Here is a 20,691-nt window from a genome sequence, read left to right on the forward strand (position 1 = left end):
GAGTCCGTCGTCGTGACCACTTCGACTGCGCGTCGGCGCTGATGTTCACGTTGCGCTTCGACATGCGCGCACCGCACTTCGGTGCTCCACCGACCGATCTCTACGCGGCGACGCTCGACATGTGCGAGTGGGCGGAAACGCGCGGCGCCGTCGTCGCGGTGCTCTCCGAGCATCATGCGACCGACGATGCGCATCTTCCGGCGCCGCAGATTCTCGCCTCTGCGATCGCCGCGCGGACCACGCACCTGGCCATTCTGTTGGCGGCGGTGCCGATCACGTTGTGGGATCCGGTGCGTCTTGCCGAGGAGATCAGTGTCCTCGACATCATCAGTAAGGGGCGGGTCTCCTACGCCTTCGGAATCGGCCACCGCGCTGAGGAATACGACCACTTCGGTGTCGCCTTGAGCAAGCGGGGCGAACGTGCGGACGAGGCGCTGGCGCTGCTGCGGCGTCTTCTGCGGGGTCGGCCGGTGGAATGCAGCGGGCGTCGTATCCATGTGACCCCCGAGCCCGCGACGGCTGGCGGTCCGCCGATGTTCGTCGCGGGAGGTACCAAAGCGGCGGCCCGGAGGGCCGCAAAGTACGGGCTTGGGTTCATCTCGCAGACCGAATCGCCGGGACTGAAAGAGTTCTACGAGTCCGAGTGCCGAGCCAACGGTCACGAACCGGGCGTGACGCAATTTCCGGCGGCGGGTGTGCCGACGGCGGTCTTCGTCGCCGACAACATCGACGCGGCATGGGACGAGCTCGGCCCTTACCTGCTTCACGATGCCGTCACTGCCGCGTCGTACCGGCACGGTGAGGACTCGGTGGCCAGCATCTCCCGGGCCGACAGCGTGGGCGCGATGCGCCAATCTCAAGGTCCCTACCGGATTCTCACGATTCCGGAGGCCGCCGCCTACATCCGCGCCGGGCGACCGTTGCCGCTCCTTCCGCTGTGCGGCGGCATCCCGCCGGATCTGGCGTGGCCCTACCTCGAACGAGCCGTCATGGCGACGGAGCGGGCATGAACCGACAGGAGGATCACGTGACAACTCCGATGCGGATTGTGGTCTGGGCGACCGGGGGAGTCGGATCCATCGCCATCGACGCGGTTCGGCGCAGACCGGACCTTGAACTGGTCGGAGTGTGGGTGCACTCCAAGGACAAGATCGGCAAGGACGCGGGCGAGCTGGCGGGCGGCGACCCGCTCGGCGTGCGTGCCACCGACGACGCCGGCGCGCTGATCGCGCTGCGGCCCGATTGCGTCGTGTACTCCGCGAGCGGACCTGATCGGGATGCCGGCGCGGTGCCTGATTACCTGCGATTGCTGACGGCAGGCATCAATGTCGTATCGACGTCGTCGACGAGTCTGGTCTATCCGCCTGCGTACTACTCGCCCGAATGGCGTGATCAGATGGCGGCCGCGGCCCGTGCGGGGAACGCGTCCTTCTACGCGTCCGGCATCTTCCCCGGCTTCGGCTCTGACCAGCTCGCTTTATTGCTGTCGACGCAGTCGAAGACAATCCGATGCCTCAAAGTCACCGAGGTCGCGCTCAACGACCACTATCCGGTGGCCGACGTCATGATGAACGGCATGGGCTTCGGGCGCCTGCTCGACTTCGAACCCTTGTTGAAGACACCGGGTTTCATCGAGATGGCCTGGCGGGCACCGATTCATCTCATCGCGACGGGCCTCGGAGTGGAGGTCGAGGAGGTCCGTGGCACGCTCGACCGGCGCGTCACGGATCGAGACATCGAGGTGGCCTTCGGCACGGTGAAAGCGGGCACATGCGGTGCGGTGTCCACTAGGGCCGCCGGGCTGGTCAACGGCAGGGAAGCCATTGTCGTTGAGCACATCATCCGGATGGCCCGCGACGTAGCGCCGGATTGGTTGACATCCGAATTCGACGCCAGCTACCGCGTCGACATCGACGGTGAGCCCGACATCCACTGCGCCATGAACGTAGGCGCTTCCGAAGGGCATGGTGCCGGCCACGCCGCCATGGCCGCCACCGCGATGCGGGTAGTCAACGCCATTCCCTACGTGGTCGACGCGCCCGCTGGCCTGTTGAGCTCACTCGATATGCCGAACACACTGCCACGCTACGTATTCGATGACCGGACTGAGGGAGACGACGAATGACCGGCGCCAACTCGACCGATCTGTACTACGACCCCTTCGACTTCGAGATCGACAATGATCCGTATCCGATCTGGCGACGGATGCGCGACGAAGCTCCGCTCTATCACAACGAAAAATACGATTTCTATGCGCTGAGCCGCTACGACGACGTCGCGCGCGAGCTCCACAACTGGGACACTTTCCGGTCGGGCCGTGGGACCACGATGGACGTCATCATGAGCGGGGTCGAGGTGCCGCCCGGTGTCATCCTGTTCGAAGATCCGCCGCTGCACGACATCCACCGGAAAGTGTTGTCAAAGGTGTTCACGCCGCGACGGATTGACGCCATCGAACCGTTGACCCGTCAGTTCTGCGTCCGCGCGCTCGATTCGCTGGCCGGTGCCTCACGATTCGACGTCATCAGCGACTTCGGAGCGCTGATTCCGATGCGGACGATCGGCTACCTGCTGGGCATACCGGAGCAGGGCCAACAGCAGATTCGGGACAACACGGATGCCGCGATCGGTCTCAAAGACGGCAGCTTTCAGTCCGTGTCGGCGGCAACGTTCGAGAACGCGTATGAACTCTTCGCGGAGTACATCGAGTGGCGGGCTGACCATCCGTCGGACGACTTGATGACGCAACTGCTCAATGCTGAGGTCGAAGACGACGGAGAACTCCGACCGCTGACGCGCGTCGAGGTGCTGACCTACACCAGCATGATCGCCGGCGCGGGCAACGAAACGACCACCCGGCTGATCGGCTTCATCGCCCAACTTCTCGCCGAACATCCCGATCAGCGTCGCGAACTCGTCGACGACTTCTCGTTGATCCCGGGGGCTGTCGAGGAAGTCCTGAGGTTTCAGGCGCCGTCGCCGGTACAGGCGCGCTACGTCGCTCGCACTACCGAATGTCACGGGCAGACGATCGCCGAAGGTTCAGTGATGTTGTTGCTCAATGGTTCGGCCAACCGCGACGAGCGCCGCTACCCGGACGGTGAGAGCTTCGACATCCATCGCAGCGGACCCCACCTGTCGTTCGGCCAGGGGTTGCATTTCTGTCTCGGCTCGTCGCTGGCCCGCATGCAGGCAAGGGTCGCCCTCGAGGAGATGCTCCAACGGTGGCCGGAGTGGGAGGTCGATTACGAGAACGCCGCCATGGCGCACACCTCGAGTGTGCGCGGGTGGGGCGCGCTGCCGATCGTGGTGCGCTGAGCGCTGGGTGATTTCGACGTCACGGCGCGCGGACGCTGATGCCGCGCAAGGTGGTGTCACGGGCAAGTATCAGAGCGTTGCGGGTGCCGATCTGCTGCAGGATGTTCTCGGGGATCCACTGCTCACCGATGATGCAGCGGGCCAGCATGTCGGCGGCAGGACTGTCGTTCCGAATTTCGCCGGCGCGGATACCCTCGGACAGAAGGGATTTCATCTGCCGGATCCGCGTTGTGAACGACCATGCGGGGTTCGAGGTATCCGGGGGCGTGTGACGCAGCCAGGCCAGCTGAATCCGGAACTCGTCCGGGAACTGGTCGAGCGCGTTGATGTTCAGCCAGCTCAACGCGTCGAGCTTCTCGATCGTGGTGGCATCCGCACGCACAATGTCCGTCCACGCGCCGCCGACCTTGTGGCCGAATTCCAACATGATCGACATCAACAATTCGTCTTTGGAGCCGATGACGCGGTACACCGTGCCGGTGCCCAGTCCGGCGGCCGACGCGATATCCCGGATGGTCGTCATCTCGTAGCCGCGGCGGCCGAACTCGGCGCGGGCGACTGCTCGCACGTGCGCCGCTTTGAGGTCGCTGTCGTCCTCGGTGTCGACCCAGCTCTGGATCACGTTCTCAGCGGCCGCGAAAGCGTTCGACTTGTCCAGGTCTGTATCCGAAGGGACGTCGATCGCGAGGCCGTCGAGGGCGATGTGGCTTTTCAACGTGGCCAGTTCGTCTGCCGAAGCCTTGTGCCGGATCACGTCGAGGCCGACGTGCAACATGCTCTGGCATACCCGGTCGGCCAGTGTGGGCAGGTCCAGATCGGGTCGGATGTAGCCGCTCCAGCGGCCGGCCCGAAGCGCCTGCAGCATCGCCGTCTGGATGGTCGACGGCGGGCGCTGGGTCAGTTCGATCAGCTCGGGGTCTGAGCTCGGTCCCTCGTAGAACGACATCTGCAGCGCGGCCCGGTGCTCCACCGCACAGCGAGCGATCTCGCACCCGAGGTCGGTGATCTGCTCGGCGACGGGTCGGGGGTCCGGCTCGTCGAGACGCTTGAGCGCCAAGTCGCCGACGCGGTCCAGGTCAGCGTGGTAGCGCCTGATCAGCTCGACGAGAATCGCTTCCTTGGAGTCGAAGTGGTGATAGAGGCTGCCTGCGAGGATGCCCGCCGCGTCGGCGATCTGTTGCAGCGACGTCCGCAGACCACTGGTCGCGATGACCGAGTTCGCGGTCTTGAGGATCTCAGTGCGACGCGTCGCGTCGGCAGCCGGTCGGTCGGTAACCGCGGTGAGCTTGGCAGCACGCTGCCCCTTCATGGCGCCGGGCCGCGCGCTTCTCGAACTGCGCCTCACGGCGTCGGCATCGGCCATCGCTGATTGCGTACCTCTCCTGGCGTCCTCGGCTTCGACAACTGCAGGCGATCCTACCGACCGGCGCTCCTCCTGGGGGAACGCCGCGAACCACGCCCGCTCTCATCGGGGCGTCGGGAAGGCGACTTCTGCGTTGTCCGGCATTGCGCTGATGCCTAGACGGTCGCAGACCTCGAGGACTTCGTCGACGATCGACTCTGGCACGATGAACATGTCGGTCGCCGAGATGTCGTCGAAATGCTCAGCGATGGTTTCGGCGGTCGGTTGCGTCGCGGCGTCGGCCAACCAGCCCGCACCGAGGCCGACGAACACCCGGGCATAGCGGCCCGCGCACGCCGAGTAGTTGCAATGGGTGACCGGGCAGGCACGGCTTGCGAGGAACGTGACGAGCGGTACCACCAGCTCGGCCCGGATGGCGCGCATGAAGCCTGATTTCTCGAGGAAGTTTTGGTCGCCGACCGTCTCGGTAACCATTCGCGAGAAGCCCGTGGGCAGAACGGTATTCGACAGTATCCCGTGCGCGGCGCCCTCGATCGCGATGACGTTGGACAGCCCGACCAGGCCCGTCTTGGCGGCCGCGTAGTGCGCCTCCATCGGCTGGCCGAAGTTGCCCGCCGAGGATGAGATGAATACGAAGCGGCCGTAGCCGCCCTGTTGCGCCATCACCCGATAAGCGGGCTGGCTCAGGTAGAAGCCACCATCGAGGTGCACCTGCAGCATGCGGCGCCAGTCGTCGGCAGAGAGCGCCTGGAACGGAATGGCGTTGAAGATGCCGGCGTTGCTGACGACGGCGTCCAGCCGTCCGAAGCTATCCACCGCGGCGTCGACGATGGCCTGGCCACCCTCGGGACTGGCCACCGAGTGATGCGACGCGAGCGCCCGTCCCCCCGCTCGAGTGATCTCGTCGACGACCTGATCCGCGACGGTGGCGTCCGCGCCTTCGCCGCGCATGGTGCCGCCGAGATCGTTCACCACCACGGCCGCGCCCCGGCGAGCGAGGTCGAGGGCATACAGCCGACCCAAGCCGCGACCCGCCCCCGTCACGATCGCGACTTGACCTTCGAAGTCGATCACGATGCACCCCTTGCGAAGTCGACGCCAGTGCCGGCGGCCGGGCAATCACTTCTATCGCCGGAGACCACTTCGATTGACTCCGGTACGACCGGACTCTACGGTGGAACAGATATTTGGTCAACGAATTCGCGGAGGTGGCCGTGTCAAACGAGCGCCTGCAGTCGCTCGGCCTGTTGGCCTCCGCCATCGCCGGTCGGCCCCTTGCGGTGGCGGCGCTCGATCCAGGCCAGCCGTCGTGGACCGATGGGCAGACGGTGTTCGTCGATCCCGCCGCGAGCCCGCGCCGGAATCTGGAATCGGTCGCGGTGCACGCGTCAATGATCGCGGCGGACAGCCTGACCCCGGAAGTCGTCGGCGCCCTGCTTCGGCATCCGCGGGTGGCCAGGCGTTATCTGGCCGTGGAGGGACACCGCGCTCTCGCCACCAACAGTGAGGTGTTGCCCGCGGCGTTGAGCTCGCTGACCGATCCTGACGTGGCCTGTCGCAGCCACTCTCCTGGATCGTCGTTGGCCATTGCGTCGAGCAGGGACACTCTGACCGATCCGCCGTTGGCATTCGGCGTCATTCGCGCCAAGAAGTTGATGGCCGCCGCCGACCGGGCTGCTGAACAGGTGGCTCACGCGGCGGGTCACATCCCGCGGCGCGATAGCGAGCAGGCACTCGAGGAACTCGATGACGGCGAGGTCGACGACGGCGACGATCCCGATCTGTTCACCAGCCCCGTCGGTGGCGGCGGGTTCATCGGCAAGTGGTTGAAGAAGATGTTGTCGTCGGCCCGCAAGTCGGGCGGCAGCGGCGGCGGACCGCCGGGTGCCGATTCGCCCACCCACCGTACGAACTCCGGTGATCGCGGGGCGTTCGCGGTGTCGTCGACGGCCACAGCAGCGGTCGAGAACGTGGCCGACATCAGGGCGCACGGATTCACCTACCCGGAGTGGGACGCCGACAGCAAGAGCTACCGGGCCGACTGGTGCACCGTGCGCGAGGCCGACCCGCAGGTCAAGGCGTCCGCCGCCGATGCCATCGACGCTGCGATCGGTGTCCGGCGCCCGCTGGCCCGTCTGGGCATGGGTCTGCATCGCCGGCGCCGGCAATCTCAGGGTGACGACATCGACATCGATGCGGCAGTCGAGGCCCGGGTCGAAGTCAGGGCCGGGTCGGTGCCCGATGAGGCGGTCTACCTCGACAGTCTGCGGCGCCGTCGCGACTTGTCGGTACTCCTTCTGCTCGATGTGTCCGGGTCGGCCGCGGAACCGGGAACGGTGGGACGCACGGTGCACCAGCAGCAACGAGCGGTGATCGCCGACCTCACCGTCGCGCTGCACGACCTGGGTGATCGCGTCGCGCTGTATGCGTACAACTCGCAAGGGCGGAGCGCTGTGAACATGTTGCCGGTCAAGCGATTCGACGATCATCTCGATACGCGGGTGATGCGACGGTTGAACAGTCTCGAGCCTGGGGCGTACTCGCGCCTCGGCGCGGCCATTCGCCACGGATCGGCGGTCCTGGAACAGCGCGGTGGAACGTCGCGGCGCCTACTGGTCGTGGTGTCCGACGGCATGGCGTACGACCACGGCTACGAGCGTGCCTACGGCGCCGCCGATGCCCGTCGCGCGCTGACCGAAGCGCGCCGCCGCGGAATCGGTTGCGTATGTCTGACCGTTGGGGCCGGAACCGACGTGGGCACACTGAAGAAGGTCTTCGGAAGCGCGGCACACGCCACCATCGCGCGACCTGACCAGGCGCCGAGCATCATCGGCCCGCTGTTCCGCTCAGCCATCCGATCCGGGGAAGTGCGGCGGCGCGTCTCGTGACATGGCCGGTGCGTCAGCGACGAGAGCCGACACTTGAAAACAAACATCTGTTCCGGCTAGGCTCTGCAATCACCCGCAACGACGCGGAGACGAAAGGGGCGCCATGGGCACCGAGCCCGGGCTTGCGTACCAGAATGACGTGATGCCACAGGCCGATCCCGCACGCCCGTACTACCGGCAGGTGGGCAACGAGGAGGCCGTGTTCAAGGCCGCATACCGGCAAGGTTTGTCGCTGGTCCTCAAGGGGCCGACCGGTTGCGGGAAGACCCGCTTCGTCGAGGCGATGGCACACGACCTCGGCCGACCGCTGATCACGGTGGCTTGCCACGACGATCTCACCACTGCCGATCTGGTCGGTCGATACCTGCTCAAGGGCGACGAGACCGTATGGGTGGACGGGCCGCTGACCCGCGCGGTGCGGGAGGGGGCGATCTGTTACCTCGACGAGGTCGTCGAAGCGCGTCAGGACACCACGGTGGTGCTGCACCCGCTCGCCGACTATCGACGGCAACTGCCGATCGAGCGGCTGGGCATCACCCTTGACGCGGCGCCGGGCTTCGGCCTCGTGGTGTCGTACAACCCCGGTTACCAGAGCGTGCTGAAAGACCTCAAGGACTCGACGCGGCAACGGATGGTCGCCATCGAATTCACTTTCCCGACAGCCGAGATCGAGGAAGGCATTGTCGCTCACGAGTCGGGGGTGGACCACGCAACGGCCGTCGAGCTCGTCAAGTTCGGTCAGGCGATCCGGCGCCTGGAGACCGGGGGGTTGCGTGAGGTCGCATCGACGCGGGTGCTCATCGCGGCGGGACGACTCATCGCCGAGGGTCTGGCCGTGCGCGATGCCGCCAGAGCCGCGATCGCCGGGCCGCTCACCGACGACGCGTCAGTGGGGCGGGGTCTGAACGAGATGATCGACGTCTACTTGGGCGTGTCCGACTTCGATTGACCGTGCGGAGTGGTCCCGCTATGGTCTGAACAAATATTAGGTCACTGAGGTGGAGGTCGAATGTCCTACGAGAGCACGGCCGAGCCCATCAAGGTCGGCTACCTGATGGACTTCACGTTGCCCCCGGGCTTTCCCGAGGAGCTGCTAGCGTCCTTCACCAGGTGCTTCGACCTGATCTTCGAAGAGGCTGTTGAACAGGGCCTGATGGACCGGCCGGTCCGGATGATCTACCGCGAAGTCGAGGGACTTCCGAAGGGTTCGGTGAAGGCGGTCATCGATGCCTACGGTGAGCTCGTCGACGAGGGCTGCCTCGTGGTGTTCGGGCCCAACATCACTGACAACTGCGTGCCGGTACGTGAGGCGATCGAGGAGCGGTTCAAGGTCCCGGCGATAAGCGTCACCGGCACCGACGACTGGCTGGGCGAGTGGACATTCGCCTTCCCTCAGGGGTCGATGACCGACGAGCCGATCTTCCTCGCCGACCTTGCCGCCAAGCGCGGCCTCACCGAGATCGGTGTCCTGGTCGAGCAGAGCCTCATCGGAGAGAGCTATCTGAAGAACCTGCGGACCGCGTGTCGGCGCAAGGGACTCCGGATCGTCGCCGAGGTGGAGATCGCGCAGACGGCCCAGGACACCAACCAGGCGGTGCGAACACTGCACGAAGCGAAGGCCCAGGCGATCATGCACCTCGGTTTCGGATTCGGCATCGTGTTCGTGAATCCGGCTCTGGCAGAGCTTGATTGGGACCCGCCCCGGTTCACCACCACCGCGTTCCAGAACGCGTGGGTCAACCCGATCATGTGGCAGGCGTTCATGGGCTGGGTCGGGGTGGACCAGTACGACGAGCAGAACCCCATCGGGCAGGACTTCCTGGACCGTTACGCCGCGAAGTACGACGGCAGCCGGCCGGAGTTCTGCGTCACAGTGGTGAACCGCGACGTCGCCGCGACCCTGGTGCGCGCCTTCACCGATGCCCACCCACTGAGCCCGCGTGGCGTGAAAGAGGCCCTCGAGCGGGTCAAGATGATGCCCGCCGCGTCCGGGGCGCCGGGAACGCGTGTGTCGCTCGGCAAGTGGACGCGCCGCGCGTGGATGGGGTCGGGGTATCTGGTGGCTCGCACGCTCGACGCCGACGGCGTCAACTCTCATCTGGTCGACCGGTTCGGGGAGGAATGACATGACCGCGGAACCGAGATCGCTCGAGACCAAGCCGGAATCACCTGGCGCCGTTGCGAAACGCCCGAACTGGGGCCGGGTCGTATCCCTGCTCGCCTGGCTTGGCTTCCTCGGTCTGTTCGTCGCGGTCGGGCGGACGGACGTCGATCCCCGGGTGGCCAATCCGAACGTCGAAGGCCGGCCCCGTCCGGTCGAGTTCCTGACCTCCTTCGACCAGTGGCAGATCATCCCGCAGGTGGGTGCGGTGATCATCGTCGTGGTGTTCACCGTCGCCTTCATCCGCGGCTGGCGGAAGAATCCCGGCAGCCCCGTGCTGCTGATGGTCCTGGTCACCACGCTGATCGTGTGGCAGGACCCGATCATGAACTGGTCGCCCTACGCGGTGTACAACCCGATGCTGCTGCACTGGCCGGAATCATGGCCGCTGATCATGATGTCGCCGACCGTCGAACCCTTCATCGTGTTCGGCTACGTGCTGTTCTACTTCGGTCCGTACTTCCCGGCAATCTGGATCCTGCGCAAGATGCAGGCAAAGCGGGGCCCGGAAGCCTTCGTCAGCAGGCATCCGCTGGTGAGCCTGGGCGCGCTGGTCCTGGTGATCGGCTTCATCTTCGACGCCATCCTTGAGATCAGCCTGGTGCGCACCGGGCTGTACATCTACTCGCAGGCCATTCCGTTCGGAACCTTGTTCCCCGGCACTACGTTCCAATTTCCGCTCATCTGGGAGTCGCTGTCAGTGACGTTCGTGATGGTCCCCGCGGCCATCCTCGTCTACCGCGACGACACGGGAAAATCGATGGCCGAGAAGCTCGCCGCGAAGGCCAGGCTGTTTCCCGCCAAGCCGGTGCTCGGCACGTTCCTGGTGATGTTCGCGATCATCAACGTGTCGTACTTCGCCTACGGCGGCTGGTTCTGGGCGATCAAGGCGAGCGGCCTGGCGACGTCGGTCGCCTGCCCGTGGCCGTATCCCGAGGCCAAAGTGTATGACCCGCAGGGCTATTACGAGGAGAACGGCGCCGAAGGACCATACTCGGTCGGCAAGTGGTCGACCTGGCAGCAAGGTCTGCCGGATGGTCGCCCGGATGTCGAGTTGGGTTCGAAGAGCAATCGATGCGCGACCGGCGATGACTGAAAGTCGTAGCGTCGTCATCACCGGTGCGTCACGGGGGCTCGGCCTTGCCTCGGCCGCCCACCTGTATCGACAGGGCTGGCAGGTCGTCGCGGCGATGCGGTCCGTCGATGCCGGCATGGCGAGGCTGCGGGCGAAGACCGGTGCCGGTACCGGTGATGCGCGCCTGACCGGTGTCACGCTGGACCTCACCGACCCGGCGTCGGTCGCCGCTGCGGCGAAGGCCGTCGAGCAGGCCGTCGGCGCTCCTTATGCCCTCGTGCACAACGCGGGCATCTCCGCCGCCGGGATGGTGGAGGAGGCTCCGGTCAGCCTGTGGGAGCGCATGTTCGCCACCAACATCTTCGGGCCGGTCGCGTTGACGAAGGCGCTGCTGCCGTCGATGAGGGCCGCGGGCCGCGGGCGCATCGTGATGGTCTCGAGCGCGGGTGGGGTGCGCGGAATGCCCGCGACCGCCCCCTATTCCGCCGTGAAGGGCGCCCTGGAACGCTGGGGGGAATCGATGGCCGGCGAGGTCGCCCCGTTCGGCATCGGCGTCACGATCCTTGTGACCGGCACCTATGACACCGAGATCATCACAGACGCGGGCACGACGGACAGCCGTGTCCTCGACGGACCCTATGCCCGCCATCACCACACCATGGACAAGCGGGGTCGCGAGGCGATGAAGCGCGCCGCGAAGGCGCCGGACCGCTTCGCTGGCGGCCTCGCACAGGCGCTCGAGAGCACCAAGCCGTTCGTCCGGCGATCCGTGGGACCTGATGCGCGAATGCTGATGATCGCCAACAGGTTGCTTCCCGGCGCTGGAATGCACACGCTGACGCGCCTGATGATGGGCATCCCGCGGTTCGGCGCCCTCGGCGGCACGCCGGCCGCGAGCATGGGAGCGCCGGACCCGAATATCCAGGAGAGCGAAGAGAATGGCTGACACCCCAGTGCGATTCGAGACACGGATGATGATCGACGGCAAGCTCGTCGACGGGGAGGCGGGCACCTTCACCAACATCAACCCGGCGACAGAAGAAGTGCTCGGCGAGGTCGCCGACGCGTCGAAGGCCGACATGCACCGGGCGATCGACGCCGCGCGCCGAACGTTCGACGAGACAAGCTGGTCGACCGATCACGCGTTCCGCCAGCGCTGCCTGCTGCAGCTGCAAGAGGCCATTGAATCCGAGCAGGAGGAGTTGCGCGAGGAGTTGATCCTGGAGGTCGGCTGCCCCCGCGCGATCACGTACGGGCCGCAGTTGGACGCGCCGCTGGCCGACGGACTGAGGTATCCGGCCAAGCTGATCGACGAATATCCTTGGGAGACCTCGCTGGGCGACGCGATGGTCTCGGTCACCGGAATGAACACCACCCGCAAGGTGTGGCGCGAACCGGCAGGGGTCGTCGGCGCAATCGTCCCGTGGAACTTCCCGTTCGAGGTCACCATCCAGAAACTCGGCCAGGCGCTCGGTACGGGAAATACCGTCGTGCTCAAGCCGGCGCCGAACACCCCGTACAACGCCACCCGACTGGGCCGACTGATCGCCGAGAAGACCGACATCCCGCCCGGTGTCGTGAACGTCGTGACGGCGTCCGACCATTTCGTCGGCGAAGAGCTCACGCTGTCACCAAAGGTCGACCTGATCTCCTTCACCGGATCCACCGTCGTCGGGCAGCGGATCATGGAGAAGGGCGCCGCGACCATGAAGCGCCTCTTCCTCGAACTCGGCGGCAAGTCCGCGACGATCGTCCTCGAAGACGCCGACTTCGCGTTGGGCTGCATGATGGGCATCGCCCCCTGCATGCACGCCGGCCAGGGCTGCGCCAACCCCACCCGCCTGCTGCTACCTCGGTCGCGCTACGACGAGGGCGTGGAGATCCTCACGGGGATCTACGAGGGGCAGGCGCCCGGGGACCCGCAGGACCCCGGCACATTGTGCGGACCCGTCATCTCCGACAAGCAGCGCAGCCGCATCCGCGGTTATATCGACAAGGGTGTCGACGAAGGTGCTCGCCTACTGGTGGGCGGACCGGAGCAGCCTGACGGGTTGGACAAGGGATTCTTCGTCAAACCAACGCTTTTCGTCGACGTCGACAACTCGATGACCATCGCGCAGGAGGAGATCTTCGGACCTGTGCTGACCGTCATCCCGTACACCGACGAGGACGACGCGGTCCGCATCGCCAACGACAGTCCCTACGGGTTGGCGGGCAACGTGATAGCCGGTTCGATCGAGCACGGTCTGGCGGTGGCCAGACGACTGCGGGCCGGGTTCATCGGCCTCAACGGCGCCGCCGGATACGGCGCGGACACGCCATTCGGCGGATACAAGGCCAGCGGTGTCGGACGGCAGAACGGCACCGCCGGGTTCGACCAGTACACCGAAGTGAAATCCGTGGCCTACCCGGCCGGCTGAAGGAGCAGACTTTGTCAGACCTATTCGACGACCTCGAGGACTTCGGAGCTTTCGACGACGCGATCTCCGGCGACGTTCGGGACCCGTACACGGAGCTGGCGCGAATCCGCCGCGAGGAGCCGGTGCAGCGACTCGAAACCTCCGGCGCGTTGCCGCATGAGGAATCGCTACCGATGTTCATCGTGTATCGCCACGAGGACGTCCAGCAGATGCTGCGCGACAACGAGACATTCTCGTCCGCCGCGGTCATCGCAGCCTTCGGCCCAGTCTTGGGTGAGAACGTGATGCTGGGCATGGATGAGCCGATTCACGGCCGGCTGCGTGGCCTTGTGTCGAAGGCTTTCGCGCAGAAGTCGTTAGCGCGGTGGGAAAACGAGCTCGTCGCCCGGGTGGCCAACGGCCTCATCGACAAGTTCGCGTCCAAGGGTAGGGCTGATCTGGTCAAGGAGTTCACCTTCGACTATCCGAGCCAGATCATCGCCGGGCTGCTCGGCCTGCCCGAAGAGGACTACCCGCAGTTCCAGCGCTGGTCGATCTCCCTGTTGAGCTGGCTGATGAATCCCGAGCGGGGACTTGCAGCCTCGGCTGCGCTGTGCGACTACTTCGCCCCGATCCTCGAAGCACGCCGTGCCCAGCCGCGCGACGACTTGATCAGCGCGCTCGCGGCGGCCGAGATCGACGGCGAGAAGCTCGCCGACGAGGAGATCTTCTCGTTCCTTCGACTTCTGCTGCCTGCGGGTGTCGAGACGACCTACCGGTCGCTCGGCAGCCTGCTTTTGGCGCTGCTGTCGAACGCGGATCAACTCGACGCGATCCGCGCGGACCGCTCGTTGCTCCCGCAGGCCATCGAGGAGGGTGTGCGGTGGGAGCCGCCGCTGCTGACCATCACGCGCGTGGCCACCAAGGACACCGTCCTGGGTGGGGTGGCGATTCCCGCGGGCGCAACCGTGATGCCGATGTTGGGATCGGCTACGCACCAGGAGGACCGGTTCCCCGATCCCGACAAGTTCGACATCTTCCGTCAGCAGAAGAGCAACCTCGCGTGGGGCCACGGCGTCCACGTCTGTCTCGGCATGCACCTCGCTCGCCTCGAGATGCGAACGGCCGTAAACCTTCTGCTCGACCGGCTGCCGAATCTGCGGCTCGACCCAGAAGGCGACGACCCGCATATCAGGGGACAGGTGTTTCGGTCACCGACCTCGGTTCCCGTGCTGTTTGACGCGGTGAGTTCCGCTCGCCCGACGGAAACCGGGAGTGATCAGTGACCGACTTCGAGACGGTCGACTTCTTCACCGACGAAGCCCTTGTGCCGGACCCCTATCCCTACTTCGACCACCTGCGGTCGAAGTGCCCGGTCGGCCATGCCACGCCGTTCAACGTGCTGGCCGTCACGGGCTACGACGAGGCGCTCGCCGTGTACAAGGATCCCGCGTTCTCGTCATGCGTCTCAGTCGCAGGCCCGTTCTCCGGCATGCCTTTCGGACCCGGTGACACCGACGACGTCACCGAGCTGATCGAGCAACATCGCGGAGCTGTTCCGATGGCCGAACACATCACGTCCCAGGATCCGCCTCTGCACACGCGTACTCGGGGCTTGCTGAACAAACTCATCACTCCCAAGCGCCTGAAGGAGAACGAGGACTTCATGTGGCGTTTGGCCGACCTGCAACTCGACACCTTCATCGACACGGGCGCCTGCGAGTTTCTGGCCGGCTACGCAAAGCCGTTTTCGCTGCTCGTCATCGCGGACCTGCTCGGGGTTCCGCTCGAGGACCACGAGGAGTTCAAATCGGTCTTCGCGCTGGAGACGGTCGGGGAGCTGGGCAAAGAGGCGCCGACATCGCACAACCCGCTGGAATGGCTCAACGAGAAGTTCTACGGCTACATCGAAGATCGAAGGCGTTCACCGCGTGAGGATGTGCTGACCGAACTGGCCCAGGCCAAACACGAAGACGGCTCGACCCCCGAAATCGAGGACGTCATGAACCTGTCGACGTTCCTGTTCGCGGCGGGCACGGAGACGACGACCAAGCTGGTCAGTTCGGCGGTCCGTTTCATCGGCGACAACCCGGGAGCCGAGAAGGAACTCCGCGATGACCGCAGCAGAATACCGGCGTTCCTCGAGGAGACGCTGCGGATGGAAAGCCCAGTGAAATGCCACTTCCGGATGGCGCGTACCACGACGAAGATCGGTGACGTCGAGGTGCCCGCTGGAACCACGGTCATGCTGCTTCCGGGGGCTTGTAACCGTGACGAACGGAAGTTCGCCGATCCGAACACGTTTCGGGCCGACCGGCCGAACGTGCGCGAACAGATCGCGTTCATTCGGGGCGCGCATTCCTGTCCCGGCGCGCCGCTCGCACGCGCGGAGGGGCGGATCTCGCTGAACAGGATCCTCGACCGGATGCGCGACATCGCGATCTCCGCCGAGCACCACGGTCCGGCCGGCGACCGCAACTACACCTACGAGCCGACGTTCATCATGCGTGGACTCAGCGAACTGCACATCACATTCACCCCGGTCACCTAGACGCGAGAAGGAGGACGCATGACCGGAAAGCTCGAGGGCAAGGTCGCCTTCATCACCGGCGCGGCCCGCGGACAGGGCCGCGCCCACGCGATCGCGATGGCCAGAGAAGGTGCCGACATCATCGCCGTCGACATCTGCCGCGACATTCCGTCCAACCCTTATCCACTGGCCACACCCGACGATCTCGCCGAAACCGAGCGCTGCGTCAAGGAGATCGGAAGGCGCGTCGTCGCGCGCATCGCTGATGTCCGTGAGCGCCACGAGCTACGGGACGCGGTCGACGCCGGACTGGCCGATCTCGGCAGACTCGACGTCGTCGTCGCCAACGCCGGCATCCTGCCGATGGCCATGGGCAATCCCGACCCCATGGGCTTCGTCGACGCCTCCGACGTCGACCTTGTCGGCGTGATGAACACCGTCGCGGTCGCGATCCCGCACCTGCCCGTCGGTGCGTCGATCATCGTCACCGGGTCGACCGCCGGTATGATTCGCGGCACGACCACCAGCCCGGACATGGGCCCCGGCGGTGCGGGATACGGGTGGAGCAAGCGCATCGTGATGGAGTACGTCGACGAGATGTGTCTTCATCTGGCGCCGAGAATGATTCGCGTCAATGCGATCCATCCGACTAACTGCAACACTCAGCTGCTGCAGAACGAGGGGATGTACGGCGTGTTTCGGCCGGATCTGAAGGCCGAGGGCAAGAAGGTCGCCCGCGAGGATGCGGAACCGTTATTCACGCTTTTCCAGGCCATGCCCATCCCGTACATCGAACCAGAGGACATGGCCAACCTTGGCGTATTCCTGGCCAGCGACGACAGTCGCTATATCACCGGGCAGCACATCCGCGTCGATGCCGGATCACTTCTCAAATGGCCCAACGGGCCCGGCGGTTAGGGCCGATGCAAGAACCCGTGCAGAACCGCCTGAACGAGTTCGTCGACGATCGCCTCTCTCGACGGCGGGCGCTTTCCGAAGAAGGTCGATCGCAGCGCGACCATGCCCGCGATCATCGCCACGGTGGAGTGCGCGGGCAAATCGGCTTGACCCGAGCGCATTCCGCGAATGCGCATGCCTTCGGGGCTGATCTGGCCGAGCAGAGTGAGTGCGCGTCTGATGTCGGCGATTCCGGCGCTCTCGATCTCGTCGTCAGTCAGCCCGTCAGCTGCCACGAGGGTCAATAGGAGACCCTTGTGCTCGACCAGGACGTCGTAGAGACGGCCGACAAATTGCCGGGACAACTCCTCCTCGGAGGTCTCCTCGGGGACGACGGCCTGCCAGGTCTTGCCGAAGTCGTCGACGAAGTCCGTGAACGGCAGAACGAGGGCTTCCCGAAAAAGTCCGGCCTTCGAGCCGAAGTGGCGGAACAGCAGGTACTCGGTGACCCCTGCCGCTTCGGCGATTTCGCGGGTGGTGGTACTGCGATAGTCCCGGCGCGAGAACAGGTCGCGTGCGGCGTCGAGCAGGAGCCGTCGCGCCTCGCCGCGGGGCCTGCGCGTGGACTGGACCTCGCCGGTGGACCCCATACTCGACGAACCTCGCTGGGACACAGGAAGTCACGATAGCCGTCTCTTGACCGCAGTCTGTTAATAGTATCCACTATTAAAACTACCGGGGTGCGCAGAAGGGATGTGGTCGTGGGCCAACTCATCATGCTCGGAACACTGTTCGGGCTGATCTTCTTGATATTCGGTGTGGTGCTCTACTTCGATCCCGAAGCTCGCGGCAAGCCGAGTGAGCACAGGCTCGGGGAGGACCAGTGAGTACCGAGTTGACGCCGGTAGTGATCGGCGGCCTCACCTTTGCCTACGTCGGCGGCATCGTGTTCCTGGCGGTGGGGGTGTTCCTGAGCATCCGCAGGGGCCGTCTGCATCCGTTGCTGCTGGTCTCCATATCAGCGATTTCGTTCTCCTGGATCGAAGCGCCGTATGACTGGGCGATGTACGCGCAGTTCCCCCCGGCACTTCCGCGCATGCCGTCGTGGTGGCCGATGAACATGACCTGGGGTGGCGGCCTGCCGTCTGCGGTGCCCATTGGCTACATCGCGTACTTCGTGCTGCCCGGCGTGATCGGCGCCGCCCTGGGCCGACGGGCGGCCGCGCGCTTCGGTTGGCGCAGGCCTGGCACGTTGTTGACCGTCGGATGGTTGGTGGGCTTCTGCTGGGCGCTGTTCTTCAACGCGTTCGTCGGCGCCCGGCTTGGCGTCTTCTATTACGGCTACGTGATTCCCGGGCTCGCCATCTTCGAGGGAACCAAGCACCAGTACCCGATCTATGACGCCATCGCGATGGGCGTGCAGGTGATGGTCTTCGCCTATCTGCTGGGCCGGACCGACTCCCAGGGCCGCAACGTCATCGAGGCGTGGTCGGACAAAATGTCGAGGACCCGCGTGCAGTCCACTGTCGTGTCCATCGCCGCTGTCGTGGTCGTCGGCCACCTGGTCTACGGCGCCGTGTTCGCACCTCATCTTGTGACGAAGTTGAGCGGTTATGTGACATCAGGACCGACCGAGCAGTTGTTCCCGGGCGTGCCGAACCAACCCCGATAGTGCATCGCAAGCTGACACACTGTGGGGGTGCGCGACACACCGAAGTGCTGGCTCACCGACATGGACGGGGTTCTCGTCCGCGAAGAACACGCTCTGCCGGGTGCCGCCGAGTTCCTGCAGCGCCTGGTGGACCGAGAACGCCCGTTCCTCGTGCTCACCAACAACTCGATCTTCACCCCCCGTGACCTCGCCGCTCGCCTGATGCGGTCCGGTCTCGTCGTACCCGAACCTTCGATCTGGACGTCCGCGCTGGCGACCGCCGCGTTTCTCACCGATCAGTTGCCGGGCGGTTCGGCCTATGTCATCGGCGAAGCCGGACTGACGACGGCACTGCACGAAGCGGGTTACACGCTGACCGACGTCGGCCCGGACTTCGTCGTACTCGGCGAGACCCGCACCTACTCGTTCGAGGCCATCACCAAGGCCATCCGTCTCATCCTCGCCGGGGCGCGCTTCATCGCCACCAACCCCGACGTCACCGGGCCATCGGCGGAGGGGCCGTTGCCCGCCACGGGTTCGGTCGCGGCGATGATCACCAAGGCCACCGGACGCGAACCGTACTTCGTCGGCAAGCCGAACCCGATGATGTTCCGCAGCGCGCTCAATCGCATCGAGGCGCATTCGGAAAGCACCGTGATGGTCGGCGACCGGATGGACACCGACGTCGTCGCGGGCATCGAGGCCGGTCTCGAGACCATCCTGGTGCTCACGGGTTCGACGTCGGTCGAGGAGATCGAACGGTATCCGTTCCGGCCGAGTCGCGTACTGCCCTCCATCGCCGAAGCCATCGATCTCGTGTGATCCCCGTCGAACTCGCCCCAGAGGTCTCCGCCTCGCTTCGCCGGATGAGAGACCGCGGTGAGCAACCGACGCGGTGCCACGACGGCGTGATCCGCAGCGCGATCACGGGCATGCTGAAGCGCCTGATCGGCGACGACCTCAGCGGCGCCGTGCGTCCGTGGGACCTTCCCGCGTTGCGGCGCGGGGCTGCCGAACTCGATGAAGTATCAACCGCACGTGCTGTTTTCGTCGACACTGAGGTGCTGGTCGCCCAACTGTTTCCTGGCGGCGAGCACCTCGTCTTTCGCGGGGTCGACGACACCTGGCGCCTGGTGCGCTTCGCCGACGGCGATGACGTGAGCCTGCGGCCCGAGATCACCTATCGCGTCGCGTTGCACGGCGACGGACCAGACGCGGTGCTGGCCGCCCTGGGCATCGCCAAGCCGGACGGCGTCGAGATGGAGTACTCGACCGAAGACCTTGGACAGGGCGAGTCGGAGAGCAGGCGCGGCTATCGGTGGACCGGGGCCGACGGCCGTTCGATTCTCGCCGAGGAAGTCAAGAATGAGATATTCGACGGCGCCACACCCTATTCCACTTACCTCAGGGGCCTGGTCATTGACCGAGACGGCGGCATGATCCTGACCGCAGAAGACGACAGCGCCGTGATCGTCGAGGGGTGACGCGTGGCCGAGATAGAAACCATCGGTGTGCCGTTCGACGGGTACGGGCGACCCGGCAACCAGGCGCGGGCCGCGTCGGTGTTGCGCGAGGCAGGTCTGCTCGACGCATTCGAACACCACCACCTCGCCGGCCACGGCGACATCGACCTGCCCGAGCCCGATCCCGCGCGCGGCGCGGTGACCGGCCTGATCAACGAACCGGCCTTGCTCGTGATGACCGAGCGCCTCAACGCGCGGGTTGGGGCGGCCGTGGCCGACGGCCGGTTCCCGTTCGTCTACGGCGGCGACTGCTCGACACTGCTCGGCATCGTCACCGGCCTACGCGACCACGTCGGCGACATCGGGTTGGTGTTCATCGACGGCCACGAGGACACCATGCCGCTCGACGTGTCCGAGGACGGCGAAGCGGCCAATGCCGAGATCGGACTGCTGCTCGGTGTGACCGGTCGGCAGCTCGCCGGTCAACTCGGGGAGCGTCTTCCCGCGCTGGCACGGGAACGGCTAGTGGTGCTCGGGCCCCGCGACGACGCCTGGCGTCGGCAGTTCAACGTCGGCACGCTCGCCGACTGCGGGGTGTGGGTGGCGCCGCTGGCCGAGGTCGCCGACGACCCACTGGGCACCGCGGAGCGTGCGGTGGCGCATCTCGCACGCTCCGCCGACCGCTGGTGGCTGCACATCGACCTCGACGTACTGGATCCGCTCGAGTTTGCCGCGCAGGGCCTGCCCGACGTCGCCGACGAACCCGGCGGGCTCACATGGGCCCAGCTGACCGACGTGGTGCACGCACTTCTGGCAGGCGGGCGGTGCATCGGCGCCAGCATCTCGATCTACGATCCGGACCAGGATCCCCAGCGCGCCGACGCCACCAATATCGTGTCGTTCGTGCGTGCGGTCGCCGGCCGCTACCGCGACGGCAACTAGTCGA

General features: G+C 65.7%; 20 protein-coding genes. 17 read left to right on the forward strand and 3 right to left on the reverse strand.

Annotated features, from left to right (window positions below; all coding sequences use genetic code 11):
• The first annotated feature begins 41 nt into the window (after nucleotides 1-41).
• The 3 genes from N4S67_RS12695 to N4S67_RS12705 are packed head-to-tail and all read left to right on the forward strand — an operon-like array spanning nucleotide 42 to nucleotide 3,318.
• On the forward strand, nucleotides 42-1,010 hold the full coding sequence (locus tag N4S67_RS12695; protein ID WP_260993332.1) for an LLM class flavin-dependent oxidoreductase: 969 nt from the start codon (nucleotides 42-44) through the stop codon (nucleotides 1,008-1,010).
• Nucleotides 1,007-2,125, forward strand: a complete 1,119-nt coding sequence (locus N4S67_RS12700; RefSeq protein ID WP_260993333.1) for an NAD(P)H-dependent amine dehydrogenase family protein — start codon at nucleotides 1,007-1,009, stop codon at nucleotides 2,123-2,125. The genes N4S67_RS12695 and N4S67_RS12700 overlap by 4 nt, the downstream gene beginning before the upstream one ends.
• Entirely contained in the window at nucleotides 2,122-3,318 is a 1,197-nt protein-coding gene (locus N4S67_RS12705) for a cytochrome P450 (protein ID WP_260993334.1), read from the forward strand. The genes N4S67_RS12700 and N4S67_RS12705 overlap by 4 nt, the downstream gene beginning before the upstream one ends.
• A 19-nt stretch (nucleotides 3,319-3,337) precedes the next feature.
• On the opposite strand, the gene N4S67_RS12710 is transcribed toward N4S67_RS12705, so the two are convergent.
• Both N4S67_RS12710 and N4S67_RS12715 read right to left on the reverse strand, forming a co-directional pair.
• Nucleotides 3,338-4,627 carry a TetR/AcrR family transcriptional regulator gene (locus N4S67_RS12710; RefSeq protein ID WP_260994021.1) on the reverse strand — a complete coding sequence of 430 codons (1,290 nt, stop codon included), beginning with the start codon at nucleotides 4,625-4,627 and terminating at the stop codon, nucleotides 3,338-3,340.
• Nucleotides 4,628-4,783: 156 nt separating this feature from the next.
• Nucleotides 4,784-5,755, reverse strand: coding sequence for an SDR family NAD(P)-dependent oxidoreductase (locus N4S67_RS12715; protein ID WP_260993335.1), 972 nt, complete (start codon nucleotides 5,753-5,755; stop codon nucleotides 4,784-4,786).
• A 113-nt stretch (nucleotides 5,756-5,868) separates the two neighbouring features.
• On the opposite strand from N4S67_RS12715, the gene N4S67_RS12720 reads away from it, so the two are divergent.
• The 9 genes from N4S67_RS12720 (at nucleotide 5,869) to N4S67_RS12760 (ending at nucleotide 16,652) form a co-directional block, all read left to right on the forward strand.
• On the forward strand, nucleotides 5,869-7,569 hold the full coding sequence (locus tag N4S67_RS12720; protein WP_390893346.1) for a nitric oxide reductase activation protein NorD: 1,701 nt from the start codon (nucleotides 5,869-5,871) through the stop codon (nucleotides 7,567-7,569).
• Nucleotides 7,570-7,672: 103 nt separating this feature from the next.
• A complete protein-coding gene (locus N4S67_RS12725; RefSeq protein ID WP_260993337.1) occupies nucleotides 7,673-8,518 on the forward strand; it encodes a CbbQ/NirQ/NorQ/GpvN family protein in 846 nt (281 codons plus the stop codon).
• A 60-nt stretch (nucleotides 8,519-8,578) separates the two neighbouring features.
• The gene (locus N4S67_RS12730; protein ID WP_260993338.1) at nucleotides 8,579-9,694 is read left to right on the forward strand and encodes an ABC transporter substrate-binding protein; all 1,116 of its coding nucleotides are present in this window, start codon (nucleotides 8,579-8,581) and stop codon (nucleotides 9,692-9,694) included.
• A 1-nt stretch (nucleotide 9,695) separates the two neighbouring features.
• Nucleotides 9,696-10,826, forward strand: a complete 1,131-nt coding sequence (locus N4S67_RS12735) for a spirocyclase AveC family protein (RefSeq protein ID WP_260993339.1) — start codon at nucleotides 9,696-9,698, stop codon at nucleotides 10,824-10,826.
• Entirely contained in the window at nucleotides 10,819-11,751 is a 933-nt protein-coding gene (locus tag N4S67_RS12740; protein ID WP_260993340.1) for an SDR family oxidoreductase, read from the forward strand. Before N4S67_RS12735 ends, N4S67_RS12740 begins: the two co-directional genes overlap by 8 nt.
• On the forward strand, nucleotides 11,744-13,225 hold the full coding sequence (locus N4S67_RS12745; RefSeq protein WP_260993341.1) for an aldehyde dehydrogenase family protein: 1,482 nt from the start codon (nucleotides 11,744-11,746) through the stop codon (nucleotides 13,223-13,225). Before N4S67_RS12740 ends, N4S67_RS12745 begins: the two co-directional genes overlap by 8 nt.
• Before the next feature lie 11 nt (nucleotides 13,226-13,236).
• Nucleotides 13,237-14,490 (forward strand): cytochrome P450, encoded by a 1,254-nt coding sequence (locus N4S67_RS12750; RefSeq protein WP_260993342.1) that lies wholly within the window; start codon nucleotides 13,237-13,239, stop codon nucleotides 14,488-14,490.
• Nucleotides 14,487-15,755, forward strand: coding sequence for a cytochrome P450 (locus N4S67_RS12755; protein ID WP_260993343.1), 1,269 nt, complete (start codon nucleotides 14,487-14,489; stop codon nucleotides 15,753-15,755). The genes N4S67_RS12750 and N4S67_RS12755 overlap by 4 nt, the downstream gene beginning before the upstream one ends.
• An 18-nt stretch (nucleotides 15,756-15,773) precedes the next feature.
• Nucleotides 15,774-16,652 (forward strand): mycofactocin-coupled SDR family oxidoreductase, encoded by an 879-nt coding sequence (locus tag N4S67_RS12760; RefSeq protein ID WP_260993344.1) that lies wholly within the window; start codon nucleotides 15,774-15,776, stop codon nucleotides 16,650-16,652.
• On the opposite strand, the gene N4S67_RS12765 is transcribed toward N4S67_RS12760, so the two are convergent.
• Nucleotides 16,649-17,305, reverse strand: coding sequence for a TetR/AcrR family transcriptional regulator (locus N4S67_RS12765; protein ID WP_390893347.1), 657 nt, complete (start codon nucleotides 17,303-17,305; stop codon nucleotides 16,649-16,651). The genes N4S67_RS12760 and N4S67_RS12765 overlap by 4 nt on opposite strands.
• Before the next feature lie 87 nt (nucleotides 17,306-17,392).
• Here N4S67_RS12765 and N4S67_RS12770 point away from each other — a divergent pair, with 87 nt between their 5' ends.
• From N4S67_RS12770 to N4S67_RS12790, 5 genes are read left to right on the forward strand one after another with little or no spacing between them, the layout of a single operon-like run.
• Nucleotides 17,393-17,518 carry a hypothetical protein gene (locus tag N4S67_RS12770; RefSeq protein ID WP_260993346.1) on the forward strand — a complete coding sequence of 42 codons (126 nt, stop codon included), beginning with the start codon at nucleotides 17,393-17,395 and terminating at the stop codon, nucleotides 17,516-17,518.
• On the forward strand, nucleotides 17,515-18,303 hold the full coding sequence (locus N4S67_RS12775; protein WP_260993347.1) for a spirocyclase AveC family protein: 789 nt from the start codon (nucleotides 17,515-17,517) through the stop codon (nucleotides 18,301-18,303). The genes N4S67_RS12770 and N4S67_RS12775 overlap by 4 nt, the downstream gene beginning before the upstream one ends.
• Nucleotides 18,304-18,363: 60 nt before the next feature.
• Nucleotides 18,364-19,104, forward strand: coding sequence for an HAD-IIA family hydrolase (locus N4S67_RS12780; RefSeq protein WP_390893391.1), 741 nt, complete (start codon nucleotides 18,364-18,366; stop codon nucleotides 19,102-19,104).
• A gap of 44 nt (nucleotides 19,105-19,148) precedes the next feature.
• Nucleotides 19,149-19,766 (forward strand): hypothetical protein, encoded by a 618-nt coding sequence (locus N4S67_RS12785; protein WP_260993349.1) that lies wholly within the window; start codon nucleotides 19,149-19,151, stop codon nucleotides 19,764-19,766.
• A gap of 3 nt (nucleotides 19,767-19,769) precedes the next feature.
• The gene (locus N4S67_RS12790) at nucleotides 19,770-20,687 is read left to right on the forward strand and encodes an arginase family protein (RefSeq protein WP_260993350.1); all 918 of its coding nucleotides are present in this window, start codon (nucleotides 19,770-19,772) and stop codon (nucleotides 20,685-20,687) included.
• Nucleotides 20,688-20,691: the final 4 nt, after the last annotated feature.

Origin of the sequence: Mycobacterium deserti (assembly GCF_025345615.1) — a bacterium.
Classification (GTDB): domain Bacteria; phylum Actinomycetota; class Actinomycetes; order Mycobacteriales; family Mycobacteriaceae; genus Mycobacterium; species Mycobacterium deserti.